At 60.5% G+C, this 20222-nt stretch carries 23 protein-coding genes and 2 pseudogenes; 16 read left to right on the top strand and 9 right to left on the bottom strand.

Annotated features, from left to right (window positions below; all coding sequences use genetic code 11):
• The first annotated feature begins 29 nt into the window (after nucleotides 1-29).
• Nucleotides 30-425, top strand: a complete 396-nt coding sequence (locus tag Q1B16_RS00535; RefSeq protein WP_299783891.1) for a YraN family protein — start codon at nucleotides 30-32, stop codon at nucleotides 423-425.
• Nucleotides 426-491: 66 nt separating this feature from the next.
• Entirely contained in the window at nucleotides 492-1424 is a 933-nt protein-coding gene (gene gshB / locus Q1B16_RS00540; RefSeq protein ID WP_299783892.1) for a glutathione synthase, read from the top strand.
• Between the two features lie 56 nt (nucleotides 1425-1480).
• On the opposite strand, the pseudogene Q1B16_RS00545 reads toward gshB, so the two are convergent.
• A pseudogene (locus tag Q1B16_RS00545) lies at nucleotides 1481-2086 on the bottom strand (ATP-binding protein); the annotation flags it as partial.
• Between the two features lie 43 nt (nucleotides 2087-2129).
• The gene (locus Q1B16_RS00550) at nucleotides 2130-2885 is read right to left on the bottom strand and encodes a hypothetical protein (RefSeq protein ID WP_299783894.1); all 756 of its coding nucleotides are present in this window, start codon (nucleotides 2883-2885) and stop codon (nucleotides 2130-2132) included.
• Between Q1B16_RS00550 and Q1B16_RS00555 the strand changes: the two genes are divergently transcribed.
• On the top strand, nucleotides 2884-3111 hold the full coding sequence (locus Q1B16_RS00555) for a hypothetical protein (RefSeq protein ID WP_299783897.1): 228 nt from the start codon (nucleotides 2884-2886) through the stop codon (nucleotides 3109-3111). The two genes, Q1B16_RS00550 and Q1B16_RS00555, sit on opposite strands and share 2 nt — an antisense overlap.
• Nucleotides 3112-3114: 3 nt before the next feature.
• On the opposite strand, the gene Q1B16_RS00560 is transcribed toward Q1B16_RS00555, so the two are convergent.
• Nucleotides 3115-3354 carry a DUF6471 domain-containing protein gene (locus Q1B16_RS00560; protein WP_299783899.1) on the bottom strand — a complete coding sequence of 80 codons (240 nt, stop codon included), beginning with the start codon at nucleotides 3352-3354 and terminating at the stop codon, nucleotides 3115-3117.
• A gap of 105 nt (nucleotides 3355-3459) precedes the next feature.
• Between Q1B16_RS00560 and Q1B16_RS00565 the strand changes: the two genes are divergently transcribed.
• Complete coding sequence (locus Q1B16_RS00565; RefSeq protein WP_299783901.1) at nucleotides 3460-4419, top strand: IS1595 family transposase; 960 nt, start codon at nucleotides 3460-3462, stop codon at nucleotides 4417-4419.
• Between the two features lie 79 nt (nucleotides 4420-4498).
• Nucleotides 4499-5041 (top strand): hypothetical protein, encoded by a 543-nt coding sequence (locus tag Q1B16_RS00570; protein WP_299783903.1) that lies wholly within the window; start codon nucleotides 4499-4501, stop codon nucleotides 5039-5041.
• Nucleotides 5042-5426: 385 nt separating this feature from the next.
• On the opposite strand, the gene Q1B16_RS00575 is transcribed toward Q1B16_RS00570, so the two are convergent.
• The 3 genes and pseudogenes from Q1B16_RS00575 to Q1B16_RS00585 form a co-directional block, all read right to left on the bottom strand.
• A complete protein-coding gene (locus Q1B16_RS00575) occupies nucleotides 5427-5897 on the bottom strand; it encodes a hypothetical protein (RefSeq protein WP_299785950.1) in 471 nt (156 codons plus the stop codon).
• 69 nt (nucleotides 5898-5966) lie between these two features.
• Nucleotides 5967-6884, bottom strand: a pseudogene (locus Q1B16_RS00580) (ATP-binding protein); the annotation flags it as partial.
• Nucleotides 6885-7141: 257 nt separating this feature from the next.
• Entirely contained in the window at nucleotides 7142-7945 is an 804-nt protein-coding gene (locus Q1B16_RS00585; protein WP_299783904.1) for a glutathione S-transferase, read from the bottom strand.
• Between the two features lie 207 nt (nucleotides 7946-8152).
• Between Q1B16_RS00585 and Q1B16_RS00590 the strand changes: the two genes are divergently transcribed.
• The 6 genes from Q1B16_RS00590 (at nucleotide 8153) to Q1B16_RS00615 (ending at nucleotide 14747) form a co-directional block, all read left to right on the top strand.
• A complete protein-coding gene (locus Q1B16_RS00590; protein ID WP_299783906.1) occupies nucleotides 8153-9031 on the top strand; it encodes an RNA polymerase factor sigma-32 in 879 nt (292 codons plus the stop codon).
• A 20-nt stretch (nucleotides 9032-9051) separates the two neighbouring features.
• Nucleotides 9052-9807, top strand: a complete 756-nt coding sequence (locus tag Q1B16_RS00595) for a ChaN family lipoprotein (RefSeq protein WP_299783908.1) — start codon at nucleotides 9052-9054, stop codon at nucleotides 9805-9807.
• A gap of 59 nt (nucleotides 9808-9866) precedes the next feature.
• Complete coding sequence (gene coaBC / locus Q1B16_RS00600) at nucleotides 9867-11060, top strand: bifunctional phosphopantothenoylcysteine decarboxylase/phosphopantothenate--cysteine ligase CoaBC (RefSeq protein WP_299783910.1); 1194 nt, start codon at nucleotides 9867-9869, stop codon at nucleotides 11058-11060.
• Nucleotides 11061-11110: 50 nt separating this feature from the next.
• Nucleotides 11111-11569 carry a dUTP diphosphatase gene (gene dut, locus Q1B16_RS00605; RefSeq protein WP_299783912.1) on the top strand — a complete coding sequence of 153 codons (459 nt, stop codon included), beginning with the start codon at nucleotides 11111-11113 and terminating at the stop codon, nucleotides 11567-11569.
• The gene (locus Q1B16_RS00610) at nucleotides 11566-12633 is read left to right on the top strand and encodes a HesA/MoeB/ThiF family protein (protein ID WP_299783914.1); all 1068 of its coding nucleotides are present in this window, start codon (nucleotides 11566-11568) and stop codon (nucleotides 12631-12633) included. The genes dut and Q1B16_RS00610 overlap by 4 nt, the downstream gene beginning before the upstream one ends.
• 101 nt (nucleotides 12634-12734) lie before the next feature.
• Nucleotides 12735-14747, top strand: a complete 2013-nt coding sequence (locus tag Q1B16_RS00615; protein WP_299783916.1) for a M3 family metallopeptidase — start codon at nucleotides 12735-12737, stop codon at nucleotides 14745-14747.
• Nucleotides 14748-14798: 51 nt separating this feature from the next.
• Here the strand turns inward: Q1B16_RS00615 and Q1B16_RS00620 are convergent, their stop codons facing one another.
• Entirely contained in the window at nucleotides 14799-15131 is a 333-nt protein-coding gene (locus Q1B16_RS00620; RefSeq protein WP_299783918.1) for a metalloregulator ArsR/SmtB family transcription factor, read from the bottom strand.
• Between the two features lie 201 nt (nucleotides 15132-15332).
• On the opposite strand from Q1B16_RS00620, the gene Q1B16_RS00625 reads away from it, so the two are divergent.
• The 5 genes from Q1B16_RS00625 (at nucleotide 15333) to Q1B16_RS00645 (ending at nucleotide 17934) form a co-directional block, all read left to right on the top strand.
• A complete protein-coding gene (locus tag Q1B16_RS00625) occupies nucleotides 15333-15710 on the top strand; it encodes an AtpZ/AtpI family protein (RefSeq protein WP_299783920.1) in 378 nt (125 codons plus the stop codon).
• Nucleotides 15694-16452, top strand: coding sequence for a F0F1 ATP synthase subunit A (locus tag Q1B16_RS00630; RefSeq protein ID WP_299783922.1), 759 nt, complete (start codon nucleotides 15694-15696; stop codon nucleotides 16450-16452). Before Q1B16_RS00625 ends, Q1B16_RS00630 begins: the two co-directional genes overlap by 17 nt.
• A 60-nt stretch (nucleotides 16453-16512) precedes the next feature.
• The gene (locus Q1B16_RS00635; RefSeq protein WP_072775827.1) at nucleotides 16513-16737 is read left to right on the top strand and encodes a F0F1 ATP synthase subunit C; all 225 of its coding nucleotides are present in this window, start codon (nucleotides 16513-16515) and stop codon (nucleotides 16735-16737) included.
• An 85-nt stretch (nucleotides 16738-16822) separates the two neighbouring features.
• The gene (locus Q1B16_RS00640) at nucleotides 16823-17368 is read left to right on the top strand and encodes a F0F1 ATP synthase subunit B' (protein WP_299783924.1); all 546 of its coding nucleotides are present in this window, start codon (nucleotides 16823-16825) and stop codon (nucleotides 17366-17368) included.
• Nucleotides 17365-17934 carry a F0F1 ATP synthase subunit B gene (locus Q1B16_RS00645; protein WP_299783926.1) on the top strand — a complete coding sequence of 190 codons (570 nt, stop codon included), beginning with the start codon at nucleotides 17365-17367 and terminating at the stop codon, nucleotides 17932-17934. Before Q1B16_RS00640 ends, Q1B16_RS00645 begins: the two co-directional genes overlap by 4 nt.
• A 111-nt stretch (nucleotides 17935-18045) precedes the next feature.
• Here Q1B16_RS00645 and Q1B16_RS00650 read toward each other — a convergent pair whose 3' ends face one another.
• Together Q1B16_RS00650 and Q1B16_RS00655 are read right to left on the bottom strand one after the other, a co-directional pair.
• Entirely contained in the window at nucleotides 18046-18705 is a 660-nt protein-coding gene (locus tag Q1B16_RS00650; protein ID WP_299783928.1) for a YggS family pyridoxal phosphate-dependent enzyme, read from the bottom strand.
• The gene (locus Q1B16_RS00655; RefSeq protein WP_299783930.1) at nucleotides 18696-20165 is read right to left on the bottom strand and encodes a tetratricopeptide repeat-containing sulfotransferase family protein; all 1470 of its coding nucleotides are present in this window, start codon (nucleotides 20163-20165) and stop codon (nucleotides 18696-18698) included. Before Q1B16_RS00655 ends, Q1B16_RS00650 begins: the two co-directional genes overlap by 10 nt.
• Nucleotides 20166-20222: the final 57 nt, after the last annotated feature.

The raw sequence follows: 20222 nt of genomic DNA on the forward strand, positions 1-20222 counted from the left end.
TTTAGGGTGATTCTGAAGAGGATTGATGGATGGCACTCGATTTTCAGAATGAACCCGGATGCAAGATTGATGCGCGGCGCACCAATTACCAGGCGGGGGTCAGCGCGGAACAGGCGGTCGCGCGGCGCTATGTTCAACAAGGGGCGGCTTTGCGTGAAACCCGGTGGCGCGGACGCTGTGGGGAGATCGATCTGATCTTTGCCGATGGCGATACGATCGTTTTCGTCGAGGTCAAGAAAAGCCGCACCCATGCACAGGCGGCGCTGCGCCTGTCGGCGCGGCAAATGGCGCGCATTTTGCGCAGCGCTGAAGACTACCTTGGCCAATGTCCGAACGGAACGCTGACCGATGCGCGGCTGGACGTGGCGCTTGTGGACGCGCAGGGCGTGATCGACATCATCCCCAACGCCAGCATGGCGATGTAGCGCCGCGATCTTGCGTGCCCGGATGCCTTGCGCCATTAGGAGGGCAGAGTTTGCGAGGGGCAGCACATGAAAATCGCGTTTCAAATGGACCCGATTCAATCGGTGAACATCAACGCCGACAGCAGTTTCCGGCTCGCCGAAGAAGCGCAGGCGCGGGGCCACGAGCTTTTCTTCTACAGCCCCGACAAGATGGCCTATGACGAGGGGCACATCCTCGCGATAGGCCAGCGCTTTTCCGTGCAGCGGGTGCAGGGGGATCATGTTTCGCTGGGCCCACAGGAGCAGGTCGATCTGGCGGACTTCGACGTTGTCTGGCTGCGGCAGGATCCGCCGTTCGACATGCATTACATCACATCGACCCATCTGCTGGACCGGCTGAAAGGCAAGACGCTGGTGGTGAACGATCCGTTCTGGGTACGGAACTTTCCGGAAAAGCTCCTGGTGCTGGATTTCCCGGACCTCACGCCGCCAACGATGATCGCGCGGGATCTGGAGACGATCAAAGGGTTCAAGGCGCGCCACGGGGATATCATTCTCAAGCCGCTTTACGGAAATGGCGGGGCCGGGGTGTTCCGTCTGGATGAAAATGACCGGAACCTGACGTCCCTGCACGAGCTGTTCACGGGGTTTTCCCGCGAGCCCTTGATCGTGCAGAAATTTCTTCCCGACGTCTCCGCGGGTGACAAGCGGGTGATCCTCGTGGATGGTGACCCGATCGGTGCGATCAACCGGGTGCCGGCGGCCGGGGAAACCCGGTCGAACATGCACGTTGGCGGTCGGCCCGAAAAGATCGGGCTTTCGGAGCGCGACCGGGAGATTTGCGCACGGATCGGGCCGCTTTTGAAGGAGAAGGGGCAGGTGTTCGTCGGGATTGACGTGATCGGTGATTACCTGACCGAAATCAACGTGACCTCGCCCACCGGGATCCAGGAACTGGAGCGGTTTGACGGGATCAACGTGGCCCAAGCCATCTGGGAGGCGATCGAGGCCAAGCTTTAGGGCGCGGGCACGGTTTTCGAAAACCGTGCCAACATCCTTCGAAGGATGTTGGCCGCTCAAGTCTGGCTTGGGGGCAAACGGTAGCTGAGCGCCTCGGCGACGTGGTCGCGGGTGATGGCGTCCGACGCTTCGAGATCGGCGATGCTGCGGGCGACGCGCAGGACGCGGTGGTAGCCGCGCGCGGAGAGGCCGAAGCGGTCCGCGGCATTCGTCAGGAGCGCGCGTGCCGAAGTGTCGAGCGTTGTGACCGTGTCAAGCAAACTGCCTTCGAGATCGGCGTTCTGCCGCATGTCGGGATGGTCGCGGAACCGGTCGCTTTGAACGGCGCGCGCGTCGGCCACACGGGCCGCAATCTCGGCGCTACTGGCGCCCGATCCGGGCAGATCGAGATCGCGGAAGGCCACCGGCGGGACATCGACCCGCAGGTCGAACCTGTCCATCAGGGGGCCGGAGATGCGCCCCATGTAATCCTCGCCGCAATTCGGCGCGCGTGAACAGGCACGGGCGGGATCGCTGAGATAGCCGCATTTGCAAGGGTTTGCGGCGGCGATCAGCATGAAGCGACAAGGATACTTGATATGGGCGTTGGCGCGCGCGACCATGACCTCCCCAGTTTCGATCGGTTGGCGCAGGGTTTCGAGCACGGCGCGGGGGAATTCCGGTATTATGGAGCAAACTCACCATATATGATGATGTTTACGCCGTTTATGATATTACTGCGTTTTCTGGTGGTTCAATGTTATCCCATCGCTCCGCAATCGTGGCGCAAGCGGCTTCCATGTTTTGAAATCGTCTAGTGGCGTCCGAAGGTGCGGGAATGAATTTTCCTGTTGCACAGTCTAACGTGAGGCAAAGCTTTTCTTCTGGTGCCGTTTCGTCTTGAACATCAATCATTTTGCGGCAGCCGTACAGAACAGATGATTGATAAGCGCCAACCTCTTCATCAAGAGGTTTGTTTTTTGCGTATCGAATTGTTCCAAGGCCAGTTCTTAGCCTGTTTGTCCTGGTCACACGCTGAGTGCCAAACCGAATATCGGCATTTACCTCAACGCCATTTATGTTGACCCTGAAGTCAGTCGGAGCATCTACAATTTCAGCGTTGTTGGGAAAGGTTTCCATGTCAAACACGCTTGCGTATGCCATCAGGAAGTCGCCGTTAATATCGAGAGTGTCGCGCTCAAATTCTGTGTCCGCCATCATGTCAAGAAGACGCTGGCCCTCCTGCTCTAGTGCGCTTGTGCTTAGAGAGCCGCCACGTAGCGCATTTGTGATAAATGCTTTCGCACGGTCATGCTGGATAGCTCTGGCGATTTTGCGATACTTGCAGTCGCGAATGATGGTGCGTCGCGCTCGTTCAGATGCGACCATATAGTCACTTAGGTAACGACTGTTGACCTTTGGTATATTGACCAAGCGATGGGTTGGGGATTCACTCATTCCAAAAACCTCTGGGGAAATCATGGCAGAACTCTATCTTACCGGGAAAGCGCCAGATGGAAAGCGTCTGATGATTGCGCCCATCACATCAAAGAAGCTTGCGCGATGCCCAGAACCGCCAACGGACACAAGCGGTTACTTTCTCATGGAAGAGAAAGAGGGGAGTAAAGATGGTGTGATAACTATTCTCGCTCGTGTGTCAGACGCAGAGGCCGCATTTCGCTTAGGTCGTTTGTTCTGCATGTCCTGACAGTCAATCAGAAAGCGATAAGCTCGTTGCCCCTATCGCATCCATGCACATCAGAAAAAACGCAGTTGTGAAGCTGCCACGGCTTATCTTGTTCGCTATGTTCCGCTCTGTCTCTGGCGTCCCAAGCATCGTCAGTCGATCAGCAAGCTGACCGTAGGTTACACCACGTCGCTTGAGCTCTGCTTTCAGAATGTTCTTGGCTTTGGTTTCGTAGTCGCTGACGACCTCAACATCCTTGGGCATGGCTTGGCCTTTCGCTAAAACATCTCATATATGATGATATAACCCTTGCATCCGATGAATACTACACCTATATTCAGTGTAGAACATCATCGGATATGATATAAAATGGCCCAGCACTTCCTCCTTTCACCCGCCGCAAAGACACTTTCGCTTGTGAAGGTGATGCGCATGTCCGAAGAGGAAGCGCGCACGGCATTCCGCAAAATCCGCTGGACCGAAACAGAAGGTGAGCCGATCTGCCCCGAGTGCGGATGCGTCGATCATTACGACCTGAAAACCCGCCAAGTGTACAAGTGCAAGGGCTGCAACAAGCAGTTCAGCATCACATCCGGCACCATTTTTCACGGTCGCAAGCTTCACGTCCGCGACATTCTCGCGGCCATCGCAATCTTCATAAATGGTGCAAAGGGCTACAGCGCCCTCCAACTGTCCCGCGATCTGTCGGTTGACTACAAGACGGCGTTTGTCCTTCTGCACAAGGTCCGCGAAAGCATAGAGACGGCTCGTGATGCTGGCGCTCTTTCCGGCGATGTTGAGGTCGATGGCGCTTACTTTGGTGGCTATGTGAAGCCTGCCAATGAAATCAAAGATCGCAAAGACCGCCGCAAGAAGGTCAATCAGTCCGGCAAGCGCCAGAGCGTTATCGTTGCGCGTGAGCGCGGTGGCCGCACACTGACATACGTTGCCAGCACAGAGGCTGATGGCGTTGCGCACGTTGCCGCCAACGTTGCCAAGGGCAGCACGGTTCACGCAGACGAAGCGTCCCACTGGGACAGGCTGGCGGCATACTTCCCCATAAAGCGCATCAATCACAAAGAGGCGTATTCGAAGGATGGCGCTTGCACCAACCAAGCAGAAAGCTTCTTTAGCCGCCTACGTCGCGCTGAAATCGGCACACATCACCACATCGCAGGCAAGTATCTTTCGGCCTACGCCGCAGAAATGGCTTGGCGTGAGGATAACAACCGCGTTGCCAATGGCTTTCAATTCGCAATGGTTATGGGCGCTGTGAGTGCTGCTGAGAAGTCCGCCAAATGGTGCGGGTATTGGCAACAAAAAGACTGAGTAAACGAAAGCTTCGGCCAAAACGGGAACATGTAAACGCAGCATTGACGGGGGTGTCGTTTACAGCCATATTGACGACATGGATTCGGACCTCATCAAAAAACGCCTCCTTGAGCTTGATAAGCTAGACGCTATCGCGGACAAGGAAATTGAGCATCAGCAGCGCATAAAGGCTGCAAACGCGGATGAGCGCAAGGAGCTGTTCGTTGCTGCAAAGGTGTTCGCGCGTTTGACAGGCAGTGTTGAAACGCAAGAGTTCAGTCAATTTGAGAAAAGGGCAGTCCAGAGTGCTGACCGGCATGTAGCTGACCTGACGCTGCCCGAAATGATTTCAAAAGTTCTCGAAGCAATGGGCGGCAAAGGCATGGAGCCAAAGGAAATCTCGGATAAAATTTCCGAGTCGTGGATGCCTGATGTTGTTGTTAACAACGTTGCTTCTTCGTGTTGGCGCATGTGGAAACAAGGAAGGCTTACAAAGGACGAAGGCACGAAAATTTATCGGTTGCCTCAAACGAATGAACCCCCAGACGAAAAACTTGGCAGTGAAGCGTCTGAGGGTTCTCTCTTTAATCCAGATCCCGAAGCACAAGGCGTTAAAGCCGCGCCGGGAGGTGGGCCATGATAATATAGTTCTTACCATGGTTGCCCTCGGTGAAAGCCGAGGGCGCTGTAGCATCCAGAGGTGCAACTCTGGACAATCGAAATGACCTACGAGCAGTCAATTTCTTACCCTAACATTAGGGTAATTTTCGGATTCCGTCAATAACTCGTGGGTCTCAGCGCAAAGGAAAGCGCATGCAAGACCGACCGTTAACACCGGACATGGTCCCGGTGATCAAGCTGGCTCGTGCCCAGAACATTCCATACTCTTGGATTTCTGGATACTACAAGGGCCTGAACTTTGGGCGTATCGCTGACGTAATGAAGGGGCGCAAGTATCCCAAAATCCCGCCAGCGAAAAAGCTGCCGCCAGACTTCCCGGTAGCGTAAACAACCGAAAGGGCGGCTCACATGCCGCCCTTTTTCAATGCCCACAGCTTATACGGCCCATTTCCGTCATGATCCTTAGTCCAGCCGTGATCGACCACTAGCCCCTGATCCCGACATCCCTTTATACACGCCCCGATCCGCTTGCGCAGCGTGGCATAGGTCGCATCATCGCAGACCAGCCCGCGCTCTGCGGCCCAACGTTCGGTTATCTGGCGCGATGTGAGCGGCTCGTCGGCTTCTCGTAGACAATCCAGCACAAACCGCTTTACTGAACCTTTCCGCGCCCGGTGTTTCGTCACGTACTGCTTTATGGCGTATGTGTCCGCGTTGGGATCGAACAAGCGGATTGCGGCGTCCAGGTGGTCTATATCCACCGTCAGCTTTTTGATTTCCGCTTTGTAACGGTCGCGCAGCGCGGATAACTCGGCGTGCTTTGCGACCAGACCCGATACAGTGTTCGGGCGCTCATAATCTACTGTGTCCTTCATGACCACAGCATAACATCATCAAATATGGCGTACTAGTCATTAAATTTGGTGAGTTTACTCCATAATACCGGGGAATTCCGGAAACTCATCCATGAAGAGCACGCCGTTATGGGCGAGGCTGATCTCGCCGGGTTTGGCGGTGCGGCCGCCGCCGACGATTGCGGCCATCGATGCGGTGTGGTGCGGCTCGCGGAAGGGCCGTTCGCGGGAGATGCCGCCCGCTTCGATCAGGCCGGAAAGCGAATGGACCATGGAGGTTTCCAGTGCCTCGGCGGGGGTGAGCGGGGGAAGGATGCCGGGCAGGCGGGAGGCCAGCATGGATTTGCCGGAGCCGGGCGTGCCGACCATCAATACGTGATGCCGTCCGGCGGCGGCGATTTCGAGCGCGCGTTTCGCGCGTTCCTGCCCTTTGACGTCGCGCATGTCGCGGGCATCGGGGGCGTGTTTGACCTCGCCGGGATCGCAGGGCGTCAAGGGGGTTCGTCCGGTGACGTGCTGGATCACGTCCATCAGCCCGGCGGCCCCAATCACCTGGCAGCCGCCGACCCAGGCGGCCTCGGCCCCGGAGGCGGCGGGGCAGATCAGCGTGCGGTTCTCTTCCGCGGCGGCCATGGCGGCGGGCAGTGCGCCGATCACGGGGACCAGCGCGCCATCGAGGGAAAGTTCGCCGAGGGCGACGGTTTCGGCGACGGTGTCTTTTGGCAGGATCTCAAGCTCGGCCAAAAGGGCCAACGCGATGGGGAGGTCGAAATGCGAGCCCTCCTTGGGCAGGTCGGCGGGCGACAGGTTTACCGTGATCCGTTTCGACGGCAGCGCGATATGCAGGGTGGAAAGCGCGCCGCGTACCCGGTCGCGTGATTCGGACACGGCCTTATCAGGGAGGCCCACGACAGCGAAGGCGGGCATTCCGGGGGTGACGGCGCATTGCACCTCGACCATGCGGGCGTCAACGCCTTCGAAGGCGACGGTGTAGGCGTGCGCGACCATGGTGTCCTGTCCTCGTGTCCGGGAAGGGTGGCGCGATCATGGTTGCGAAATGGTTAACGTGCGGGGGGCGACACTCTCTTTGAAGAGAGTGTTGCCATCCTTCGAAGGATGGCGGGCCGTGGAATTCGTGGGAGCAAACGTCTTTCAAGACGTTCGTCCGTTCCTTCGAAGGAACGGGCACGGTGTCAGGTGGCTTTTGCCATGTCCATGAAGGCCGGCCAGGCCTCGGGGTCCAGGGCGGTCTCGTCTCGGCAGAGTTAGTTCTCGAACCCGAAGATCCGACCTTCGAATTCAAGAAAATACCGTGGCGTCCCGCCGGTGAAAGGGCAGGTCGCGTTGACCGCCGGGCCGTCGTCCACCGGTCTTGCGGGCACAGGTTCGGGACCGGGCCACGGCCTTGTGTCGAAGGGTTTGGCGTACCAGGGAAGGGTGTCACCGGTGACCAGCGCCATGGTGCGCCACTGGCGGAACATCGTGTCGGACAGGTGCGTATCGACATAAGCCTGCGCGACGTCTGACAAGGTCACATCGTATCCGGCAAAGCGTGCGGCGACGGGCGCGAAGGCGATGTCGGCGATGGAATAGTTGCCGAGAAGCCAGGGGCCATGTTGGCTGTATCTCTCGCGCGCGTGGGTCCAGATCGTCTCGATCCGGGCGATATCGGTTTTGGTGGCGTCGGACAGCGGAACGTCGCGATAGGCGGTGCGCAGGTTCATCGGGCATTCGCCGCGCAGCGCCGTAAATCCGGAATGCATCTCGCAGGCCAGGGATCGGCCCAGACCGCGGGCTGCCGGATCGTCGGGCCAGAGACCGCCGTCGGGATGGCGCGAGTGCAGTTCTTCCGCCATGGCCAGCGAATCCCAGACCAGGGTGCCGTCGGGTGTGCGCATGGCCGGGACGGTTCGGGCGGGCGCGGCTTGGGGCATCTGTTCGGCAACACCGGCCTTGTTGAAATCCACAAGGTGAACCTGCGGTTTCAGCCCCAGCGCGCGAAAGAGAAGCCACCCGCGCAGCGACCAGCTTGAATAGGCGTAATCGCCGATAAAGAGATCATATGTCATGCAGAAGACCCTCGTGATGCACGGCTTTGTTGCAACCCTAGACGCGATGCGATGCGCTGCCCAATTTCGAATTGTGCGCGAGTCCATCACGGGAACGAATGAAAGTGACTAAGCGTTGAAGGACTATTGAAACTTTTTCAATGAATCTTTGATCCGTACCCGCGCTGCGTCCGTAGACGGTATAAGAGATAAGATCAGGGGGCACCAATGGCACTGGACTCGTTTAACGACCAAACCCTGTCTCGCCGTGCGATGAAGGCGGAACTTCTGGACGCGGAGACGGAACTCAAGCTTGCTTATGCCTGGCGCGATCAGCGCGACGAGGCGGCGCTGCATCGGCTGATTACAGCTTATATGCGGTTGGCTATTTCGATGGCGTCCAAGTTCAAGCGATACGGCGCGCCGATGAATGATCTCATTCAGGAAGCCGGGCTTGGCCTGATGAAGGCGGCCGACAAATTCGATCCGGATCGCGGTGTGCGTTTTTCGACCTATGCCGTCTGGTGGATCAAGGCGTCGATCCAGGACTACGTGATGCGCAATTGGTCGATCGTGCGGACCGGCTCCACATCATCGCAGAAATCGTTGTTCTTCAACATGCGCCGCGTTCAGGCGCGGCTGGAGCGGGAAGCAGCGGCCGAGGGCAAGGTGCTCGAAGGGCACGAAATGCGCCGGATGATCTCGGAAGAGATCGGCGTGCCTCTGCATGACGTGGAAATGATGGAAGGGCGTCTTTCCGGATCCGATTATTCGCTGAACGCGACCCAATCGACCGAGGACGAAGGTCGCGAATGGATTGACGCGCTGGAAGATGACAGCGCGCAGGCCGATGAAACGGTTGAGGTCGATCTGGATCTTGCACAGCTGCGTCAGTGGTTGATGATGGCGATGAACCAGTTGAACGAACGCGAACGCTTCATCGTTCGGGAGCGCAAACTGCGCGAAGATGCGCGGACGCTCGAAAGCCTTGGCAACGAGTTGGGCTTGTCGAAAGAGCGCGTGCGGCAGCTCGAGGCGGCGGCTTTCGCGAAAATTCGCAAGTCGCTTGAAGCGCAAAGCCCCGAGGTGCATCACTTCCTCACATGAAGCATGTCCTGACTTTTCTGATGATCGCCCCCACGGCTGTGGCCGCCGGGGGCGTTTTCGATGGGGCGGACGTGATTTTCCTTGGGGAACTGCACGATAATCCGGCGCATCACGCGCAGCAGGCCGCCTATGTCGCGGAGTTGGCGCCGACCGCTCTCGTGTTCGAAATGCTGACGCAGGCGCAGGCCGATCTGGTGACGGCGGAACTGACCCGTGACGAAGCCGCGCTGGAGGCGGCGCTGGGCTGGAACGACAGTGGGTGGCCGGATTTCGCCATGTACTATCCGATTTTCGCCGCAGCGCCGGAGGCCGCCTATTTCGGCGCGGCTGTGCCGCGTGACGTCGCGCGGCAGGCGATGGCGGACGGGATGGAGGCGGCCTTTCGGGGCGATGCCGCGGCCTATGGGCTGACTGCCCCTTTGCCCGAGGACGAACAAGCGCAACGAGAGGCGCTGCAACTGGCGGCGCATTGTGATGCGATGCCGGAAGAGATGCTGCCGGTCATGGTCGACATCCAGCGGTTGCGGGACGCCGAGTTGGCCTTTTCCGCTGTCCAGGCCTTCGAGGCGCATGGCGGACCGGTCATCGTCATCACCGGCAACGGGCACGCGCGCAAGGATTGGGGCGCGCCGGTCTATCTCATGGCGGCGGCGCCGGGCATGACGGTGGCCTCGTTGGGTCAGGGCGAAGACGATGCGCCGCCTTCGGGGCTTTTCGATGTGGTCGAAACCGCGCCCACGGCGGACCGGGGCGATCCCTGCGAGGCGTTCCGCTGATTGAGTTTTGTCCGGCGGCCCCGTAACAAAGGCGTCAGACCCTGTCAGGACCGAGCCTTATGTTGAGCGGCAAACGTATTCTTCTGATCATCGGCGGTGGAATCGCGGCGTATAAATGCCTCGACCTGATCCGCCGTTTGCGCGAACGCGGCGCGGTGGTGACGCCTGTGATGACGCGGGCGGCAGAGGAGTTCGTCACGCCCCTGTCGGTGGCGGCTTTGGCCGGAGAGAAGGTTTACACCGACCTCTTCGACCTGACCGACGAGGCCGAGATGGGGCATATCCAATTGTCCCGTGTGGCGGATCTTGTGCTGGTCGCTCCGACGACGGCGGATCTCATGGCGAAGATGGCGCAGGGCATGGCAGGCGATCTGGCGACGACGCTTCTTCTGGCCACGGATACGCCGGTAATGATCGCGCCCGCGATGAACGTGCGGATGTGGGAGCACGCCGCCACGCAGCGCAACCTGGCGGTGTTGCGCGGCGATGGTGTGGCTGTCGTGGGCCCGAATGACGGCGACATGGCGTGCGGCGAATACGGGCCCGGTCGGATGGCGGAACCTCTGGAGATCGTCGACGCGGTCGTGGGCGCTTTGGCGGATGGCCCGCTGATGGGCAAGCGGATCGTTGTGACATCCGGGCCGACGCATGAGCCGATCGACCCTGTGCGCTATATCGCGAATCGATCCTCGGGGGCGCAGGGTACGGCGATCGCGGCGGCGCTTCGGGCATTGGGGGCAGAGGTGGTGTTCGTGACCGGCCCGGCAGAGGTGTCGCCGCCTGACGGCGTCGAGGTGGTGCCCGTGGAAACCGCGCGCGAGATGCGCGCGGCGGTGCTGGCCGCTTTGCCAGCGGACGCCGCTGTCTTTGCGGCCGCCGTTGCCGATTGGCATGTTGTGGATGCGTCGGCGAGCAAGATCAAGAAGGTGGCGGGAAAGATGCCCACCCTGAGCTTTGACGAGAACCCGGATATTCTGGCCGAGGTGGCACGGATGACAGAGGGGCGGCCAAGCCTCGTGGTGGGCTTTGCGGCCGAGACCGATGATGTGATCGACAACGCGACCGCGAAGCGCGCCCGCAAGGGCTGTGACTGGATCGTGGCGAATGACGTGTCGCCTAGCACCGGGATCATGGGCGGGTCGGAGAACGCGGTGACGCTGATCTCGGACAGTGGAGCCGAGGCGTGGCCGCGCATGGGCAAGGACGCCGTGGCGCGTCAATTGGCAGCACGGATTGCCGAGGCGCTGGTCTGACGGCACCCGTGGGTCAGTTTGCGTATTTGAAAAGAGAAGAAGGGCAAAGCGTGGTCACGATTGAGCTGACTTGGGTTGCTGGTGCGGACCGGTCGCTGGGACTGCCGGTTTACGCCAGTGACGGTGCGGCGGGGGCGGACCTGCGGGCCAATTTCGACGACCGTGGGTCGATGACGCTTGCGCCCGGGGCGCGGGCGCTTGTGCCGACAGGGCTGCGCATGGCGATCCCAACAGGCTACGAGGTGCAGATCAGGCCACGGTCCGGGCTGGCGCTCAGGCATGGGATCACCTTGCCGAACGCGCCGGGCACCATCGACAGCGATTATCGCGGCGCGCTGGGTGTGATCGTGATGAATGCAGGGCAGGAGGCGTTCGAAATCGCGCATGGCGACCGGATCGCGCAAATGGTGGTGGCGCCGGTGCTGCGGGCGCGCTTTGCCGAGGTGGATGAATTGAGCGACACCGCACGCGGTGATGGTGGGTTCGGATCGACCGGAGTGTCTGAATGATTGTCGTGTTTTCCATGGCGGCGGCCCTTTGGGGGCTTGGCGCGTTGATGAAGATGCCGCGCAGCGCACGGCTTTACATGATCGGGCTCTTGTATATCGGGGTTCTGTTCATCCAGATCGCCTTGCCCGAAGGCCACCCGCTGCGGCTCGCCACCGGGGAAAGCGCGGCGCTTTGGATCCTCATCGGCGTGTTCGCGGCGGTTGCCGTGCTCTACGGCCGGGTTGTGAAACGGTTGAAGGACCGTGCGCTGGTCAAGGAAAAGGCCGATGCACCGGCGGTGGTGCGGGGGGACAGTTTTTCTGCGAGCGAGTTGGAACGCTACGCACGCCACATCGTGCTGCGCGAAATCGGCGGGCCGGGGCAGAAGGCGCTGCGCGAGGCCAAGGTTCTGGTGATCGGGGCTGGTGGTCTGGGCGCGCCTGCGCTGCAGTACCTGGCTGCGGCGGGGGTCGGTACCATCGGGGTCATCGACGACGACGTGGTGGAAAACGCGAACCTGCAACGGCAGGTGATCCACCGCGATCAGGATATCGGTTTGCCGAAGGTGTTTTCCGCACAGGCGGCGATGATCGCGCAGAACCCCTATGTCGATGTGCGACCTTACCACCGGCGGCTGACCGAGACCGTGGCATCGGACCTGCTGGCAGACTACGATCTGGTGCTGGATGGCACCGACAATTTCGAGACGCGCTACCTTGTGAATGACGTGGCCGTTGAACTGGGCAAACCGCTGATCTCGGGCGCGTTGGCGCAGTGGGAGGGGCAGATTTCGGTCTTCGACCCGGCGTCGGGAACGCCGTGCTACCAGTGCGTGTTTCCGGCGATCCCGGCTGAGGGCCTGGCCCCGTCCTGTGCCGAGGCCGGGGTGGTCGGACCTTTGCCGGGGGTGATCGGTTCGATGATGGCGGTCGAGGCGATCAAGCTCATCACCGGGGCCGGGCAGGCGCTGAAGGGCGAGATGCTGATCTATGATGCCTTGTGGGGCGAGACGCGGAAGATCGGACTGAAGCCGCGAGCGGATTGCCCGGTGTGCGGTGCGGCGCGGGCGTCGGCTGCGCGCTGATTTCCGGTTTCCGGCAAGTCACGGCCGTGGTGCATCGCACCGGCCATTGTTGTCCGCGTCCTGCCGATCTAGGTTTCACTCAAACCATGTGGGAGTTTTCGATGACCAATCCGTTGCTGGACACCTGGGATACGCCGTTCGGTCTGCCGCCCTTCGACCGGATCGAGGACGCGCATTTCGCGCCCGCCATCGAGGCCGCGATGGAAGAAGGCTTGGCCGAGGTCGAGGCGGTGGCGACCAATCCCGAGCCGCCCACCTTTGAGAACACCATCGAGGGGTTGATGCGCACCGGCGCTGCGTTGGATCGGGTGTTGGGGGTGTTCTACAATCTGGCCGGAGCGGACAGCACCGATGCGCGCGAGGAGATCATGCGGGAATTCTCGCCGAAGCTTGCCGCGCATTCGGCGGTGATCTACGGCAACAAGGCGTTGTTTTCGCGGATCGAACAGGTCTGGCTGGCGCGCGAGGCGCTGGACCTGACGCCGGAACAGGCACGGGTGCTGATGCTGACGCATCGCGGCTTTGTGCGCGCGGGGGCCGCTCTCACCGGCGATGACGCGGCACGGATGAAGGAGCTCAAGGGGCGGCTCGCCACGCTCGGCACGCAATTCGGGCAGAACCTGCTTGCGGATGAGCGGGATTGGCAGCGGGCTCTGTCAGAGGACGAGTTGGAGGGGTTGCCCGGCTTTGTTATCGACGCGGTGCGCGCTGCGGGCAGAGAACGCGGCGCGGACGGGCCGGTGCTCACGCTGTCCCGGTCGGTGATCGTGCCGTTCCTGCAATTCTGTCCCAACCGCGCCTTGCGCGAAGAGGCCTGGCGCGCCTGGGTGGCCCGGGGCGAAAACGGTGGCAAGACCGACAACCGTGAGATCGCGGCCGAGATCCTGGCATTGCGACAGGAGCGGGCGAAGCTTTTGGGCTATGACGATTTCGCGTCCTACAAGCTCGAAACCGAAATGGCGAAAACGCCCGAGGCGGTTCGCGGCTTGCTCATGGATGTGTGGGAGCCTGCGAAGGCCCGCGCGCTCGAAGATGCCGCATTGCTGGAAGAGCGGATGCGCGCGGATGGCGTGAACGGGCCGTTGCAGGCCTGGGACTGGCGATACTATTCCGAGGCGCGGCGGCGCGAGGAGTTCGCGCTGAACGAGGCGGAGTTGAAGCCGTATCTGCAATTGGAGCGCATGATCGAGGCGGCGTTCTCTTGTGCCAATCGCCTGTTCGGGCTTGAATTCCGGGCGCTGGACGTGCCGCTCTATCACAAGGATGCGCGAGCCTGGGAGGTGACGCGCAATGGCAAGCATGTGGCCGTCTTCATCGGCGATTACTTCGCGCGCGCATCGAAACGGTCGGGCGCGTGGTGTTCCGCGATGCGGTCGCAGCGCAAGTTCCCGGATGTGCAGGGGCCAATCGTGGTCAATATCTGCAACTTCGCCAAGGGGGATCCGGCGCTTTTGTCCTATGACGACGCGCGGACGCTGTTCCACGAGTTCGGGCACGCGCTGCACCAGATGTTGTCGGATGTGACCTATGAGATGATCTCGGGAACATCCGTGGCGCGGGACTTTGTCGAATTGCCGAGCCAACTTTACGAGCATTGGCTTGAGGTGCCGGAGGTCTTGCAGGAATTCGCGACGCATGCCGAAACCGGCGAGGCGATGCCGAAAGAGATGCTGGACAAGGTGCTGGCGGCGGCGACTTATGACATGGGTTTCCAGACGGTGGAATACGTGGCCTCGGCGCTGGTCGATCTGGCGTTTCACGAGGGTGAACCGCCTGCCGATCCAATGGCGGAGCAGGCGCGCGTGCTGGCCGATCTGGGGATGCCCGAGTCGATTGTCATGCGCCATGCGACGCCGCATTTCGCGCATGTGTTCACCGGCGACGGTTATTCGTCGGGCTATTACAGCTATATGTGGTCCGAGGTGATGGACGCCGATGCGTTCGAAGCCTTCGAGGAAGCTGGCGGCGCGTTCGACCCGGCGATGGCCGAGAAGCTGGAGCGGTTCATCCTGTCGGCAGGCGGATCGGAAGAGGCGGATGTGCTCTACACCCAGTTCCGGGGGCGGATGCCGGGGGTGGACGCCTTGCTGAAGGGGCGCGGGCTGGCGGCCTGAGCGAGGCGCACTCCTTCGAAGGAGTGCGCCCAACTCTTCGAAGAGTTGGGCCTATTGGTCCGAGGTCAGGTTCTCGTTTTTCAGGAAGCGTTCAAAGGCATCCAGGTTGATGGCTTCGAATTGACCGAACGCTTGCATCCAGACGCTGGCATCCTTGAGCGCGTCGGGTTCCAGTTTGCACCATTTCACCCGGCCGCGCTTTTCCTGACTGATCAGACCCGCGGCGGCGAGGATCATTAGGTGTTTCGAGATGGCGGCCAGCGACATGTCGAACGGCTCGGCCACATCAGTCACGGCCATGTCGTCTTCGAGCAGCATCGTCAGGATCTGACGGCGGGTCGGATCGGCCAAGGCGGCGAAGACGGTGTCGAGCGTTTGGGTCATGGGGCGCAGTAGACTGGACCCGATTGGAAACTCAACCGTAAAGTTGAATATGCGATTGGGTGCGCCACGGGTGAAATACTGTGTGCGGCCGTTTGGATGTTATGTCTTGGCTTTCCAGAAATGGTATATATTTCAATCTCTTGTCTTGATAGATGCCGCGCCCCGCGCCGCCTTGACTCGGATCGTGCTGCACCGTAGCACATGGCCAAAGTTCCGACCGGAGTGGAGCGCGTGTCTGAGGACGATCCGAAGCAGAGGCTGAAAGAGCTCGAAGCGCGGATCGCGGCGGCCAAAGGGGCGCCGGATGCCAAACCGCACCAGGAGGAACACTACAGCCAAGCGCAGCAAGGGTGGCGCATGGTGATCGAGATGGTGTCCGGTCTTGGGATCGGGTTTGGCATCGGATACGGGCTTGATGCGGTTTTCGGAACGCAGCCCTTCTTGATGGTGCTGTTTACATTGTTGGGCTTTGCGGCAGGGGTGAACGTGATGATGCGCACCGCCAAGGAGTTCCAAGCCAAGCAACTGGCCGAGCAGGCTGGAGAGAACGAGAGGGATCGACATGGCGACGGAAGCTGACGGTCACAGCGACGGCGGGCTGGTGTTCCACCCGATGGATCAGTTCATCGTCAAGCCGCTTTTCGGCGACGGTGCGGTGGGCATGTTCACATTTACCAACGTGGCGCTGTGGCTCTTGCTGGCCGTGGCCTGCGTGATCGCGCTGATGGTGCTGGGCACGTCCAAGCGCGCCACGGTGCCGAGCCGCGTGCAGTCCGTGGCCGAGCTGGCGTACGGATTCATCTACAAGATGGTCGAAGACGTGACCGGCAAGGATGCGGTCAAGTATTTCCCGTATATCTTCACGCTGTTCATGTTCATCGTGTTCTCGAACTTCCTCGCGCTTATCCCGATGTCCTTCTCGCCGACATCCCATATCGCGATCACGGCTGTATTGGGTTTCGGCGTGTTTATCGCAGTGACCGTTCTGGGCTTCGTCAAGAACGGAGCCGGGTTCCTGGGTCTCTTCTGGGTATCGAGCGCGCCTCTGGCATTGCGCCCCATCCTCGCCGTGATCGAGCTGATCTCGTATTTCGTGCGTCCGGTCAGCCACTCCATTCGTCTTGCCGGTAACATCATGGCAGGCCACGCGGTTCTCAAAGTGTTCGCGGGCTTTGCCGCGATCACCGCCGTGGCTCCGCTGTCTGTTCTGGGCATCACGGCCATCTATGCACTGGAAGTGCTCGTCGGCTTCATTCAGGCCTACGTGTTCACGATCCTGACCTGCGTGTACCTCAAGGACGCGCTGCACCCGTCACACTAAAACACGGTGCGTGGCATCACGCATCCTACGCTTCAACTTCCAATCGTAAGGAGAATTCACATGGAAGGCGATCTCGCACATATCGGCGCAGGCCTGGCAGCAATCGGTTCCGGCGCAGCCGCAATCGGGGTGGGCAACGTGGCCGGCAACTACCTCGCAGGTGCTCTGCGTAACCCGTCCGCTGCTGCATCGCAGACAGCAACGCTCTTCATCGGTATCGCGTTCGCAGAAGCGCTGGGGATCTTCGCGTTCCTCGTGTCGCTGCTGCTGATGTTCGCCGTCTAAGCTTCGGACTTTTATCCTTACGCGCGGGCGGTGCCGTAATCACGCGGCCCGCCCGATGTAACGACAAGTTCCGACGGAGGACGACATGGCAACCGAAACCACTGGTACAGCCAGCGCATGTGTGGGCCCGGATGGCAGCGCCATCGGCATGCCGCAGCTTTGCGCCGACTGGATGCCGAACCAGATTTTCTGGCTTCTGATCGCGCTCATCGCGATTTACTTTGTCCTGTCCCGCATCGCGTTGCCGCGCATTGCGACGGTTCTGGCGGAACGACAAGGCACGATTACAAACGACCTCGCGGCTGCTGAAGATCTCAAGCAGAAAGCCGTGGAGGCGGAAGACGCCTACAATCAGGCGCTGGCCGATGCACGCGCCGAGGCGCAAAAGATCATCGCCCAGAACAAGGCCGAGATGCAGGCGGAGCTCGACAAGGCCATCGCCAAGGCGGATGCCGAGATCGCGGCCAAATCAGCGGAATCCGAAAAGGCCATTTCCGAAATCCGCGCATCGGCCGTTGAACGCGTCGAAGCCGTGGCGAAAGACACAACCGGCGCCATCGTCGCTGCGTTGGGTGGTCAGGCAGATGATGCGACCGTCAACGCTGCCGTTGACGCACAGATGAAGGGGTGAGCGACATGCAACGTATCATGACCATTGCCGCCGCGACCCTGATCGCCAGCCCGGCCTTTGCCGCGACCGGCCCGTTCTTTTCACTCAGCAACACCGATTTCGTGGTGACCATCGGTTTCTTGGTCTTCATCGGGGTGCTGCTGTATTACAAGGTTCCGACCTTGATCCTTGGTATGCTGGACAAGCGCGCCGAGGGGATCCGGAGCGAGTTGGACGAAGCCAAGGCCTTGCGCGAAGAGGCGCAGGCGTTGCTGGCCTCCTACGAACGTCGCCAGCGCGAAGTTCAGGAGCAGTCGGACCGGATCATCGCGCATGCCAAGGAAGAGGCTGTTCTGGCCGGTGAGCAGGCGAAAGCCGATCTGGAGAAGTCGATCGCGCGCCGTCTGGCTGCGGCCGAGGACCAGATCGCGTCTGCTCAGGCAAGCGCCGTGAAGGAAGTGCGTGATCGTGCAATCGCCGTTGCGATCAACGCAGCGCGAGACGTCGTCGCCAAGCAGATGACCGCGAAAGATGCGGCCAAGACGATCGACGATGCGATTGCCGAAGTTGGGCAAAAGCTCCACTGATCCTGACATCAGACGATTTTCGTTAAAGCCTCGGTTTCACCGGGGCTTTTTCTTTTTTTGGGGGGGAGGATGTTTCGACGCATCCTAATTTTCCGTTGACGGAAAACCTCGCTATTCCGGCGACGTCACCCGCGCGCCGAAGAGAGCGGACCCGACGCGGATATGCGTCGCACCGAAAGCGATGGCTTGCTCGAAATCGTCGCTCATCCCCATGGACATTTGCGAGAGGCCGTTGCGGTCGGCCAGTTTGCGCAGCAGGGCAAAGTGCAGGGACGGGGTTTCGTCAACCGGAGGGATACACATAAGCCCCTGAACAGGCAGGTCCAGCGCGCGGCATTCTTCGACAAAGGCGTCTGTGTCGGCGGGGGCAATGCCAGCCTTCTGCGGTTCTTCGCCCGTATTTACCTGAATGAAGAGCGGCGGGCAGTGGCCCATTTCCTGCGCCAATCGGGCGAAGGTCTTGGCCAATTTCGGGCGGTCCAGTGTGTGAATCACGTCGAACAGCTCGAAGGCCTGTCGCGCCTTGTTCGATTGCAGCGGGCCGATGAGGTGAAGGTCAATCCCATCATAGGTTTCGCGAAAGTCGGGCCACTTTCCGGCAGCTTCTTGCACGCGGTTTTCGCCAAAGCTGCGATGGCCTTCTTTCAGAACCGCCTCGACCCGTTCGTTCGGCTGCACTTTGGAGACGGCGATCAGGGTCACATCCGCCGGGTCGCGATCGGCCTCTCTGGCGGCTTTTGCGATGCGGGCGGTGATATCTGTCAATCCCATGGCGTGTCTCCCCAGGCGTCGAAGAAAGGTTGCAATTCGGTTTCATAGCGCCGCCATGCCGCGGCCGAGCTTTGGTAGATCGGTTGGCGCACTTGATGCAGGCTGAGCGTTTTGACCGCGCCTGTGTTCTGGTGGAAGTTCAGGCACTGATCCTCCCAGTCCAACCCGGCGGCGGCAATCAGCCTGCGTGACTGTTCCTCGGGATCGGACACGAGGTCTTCGTAGCGGACCTCGGAAAAGCGATCGGGTAGAGTTTCTCGCCAGTGCCCGACGATCTGGCGGAAAAGTTTGATCGTTTCGGCGATGGTCGCGAGATCGTTGGCGTAACGGTGCGTGCCGCCGTTGAAGTAGTTCTTGTAGATCGACACCGCGATGTCACGCGGATCGCGGTGCACCACGATGAAGCGCGCGTTCGGCAGGGTCGCGTAAAGCAAACCGTAGATCAGAAAGGCCATGATGGACTTGTCGGTCAGCCAGGGACGGGTCAGATCGCGTTTGATGCGGTTCTGCATCTCCAGACGGGATGCGAAAGCGTGAAGGTCTTTGGAGGGTCTCGATGTCAGCTTGGCCATGTCGGCACCCGCTCCGAAACAGGCGTAAGCCGTGCGCAGTGCGGTGGCGAGTTCGCCTCCGGCCTGAACGCTGGAATGGCTGGCGATGATCTGTTCGACCAACGTCGTGCCGGATCGCGGCAGGCCGGTGACGAAGATGAGATCGGGTGCTGTGCCGGGGCTGTCGCTGAGCGGGGACAGCCCCTCTTGCGCGTCGACCACGGCGCGCCATTCCTGTGCGCGCGCCTTGGGATCGTCGGGCCAAAGTGCGGCCTGTGCGGAATTGGCGCGCCGCAGATGCGGGAAGACCCTATCGGCCTGTTTGGTGTCCTCCATCGCCTTGGCAAGCGCGTAGTTGACGTGCATCTGTCCTTGTGGGGAAAGCTGTGGATGTTTCGCCAATCGACGCATTGCTCCGATCAGCGGATCGTTTGGCTTGAACCGGATCGTCGCGGCGAACATGCGGTACAGTTCGGCTTCGTTCGGGTGCTTTTTCAGCAGTTTGCGAAAGAGCTTTTCCGATGCGTCGAAGTCGCCGATCTGTTGCAGGTAGAGTGCCTTGTCGGCCTGTGGACCGATGGCCTTGGGGTCTCGTGCGATTTTGGCGTTGATCAGGTCCAGAACACGGGATGAATTGCCCGCCGCGCGATGGGCGTGCAGGGCGTCTTCCAGGATCGCGGGTTCGGTGGGTCGAAGCGCGTAGGCCTTATCAATTGCGCGACACCATGTTTCGACATCGCCCGTCTTGGCGGCGAGCTGCGCGCGTTTGAACGGAATTTCCGGTGCGGTGGGCACCTTCAGAGCAAGCGCATCGAGGATCGCAGCAGCTTCGCGCGTCTGCCCGGCTTGCGCCAACCGCAGGGCCCGCTCGTATTCCGCTTTGATCTGTTGTGCTGCGCCAGTGGTCATAACCGCCTCTTTTGCCGCTTTGCTAAAGGCATGCTGCACAAAAGAAAAGAGCGGGCA

Source organism: uncultured Marivita sp. (assembly GCF_947488135.1).
GTDB lineage: Bacteria > Pseudomonadota > Alphaproteobacteria > Rhodobacterales > Rhodobacteraceae > Marivita.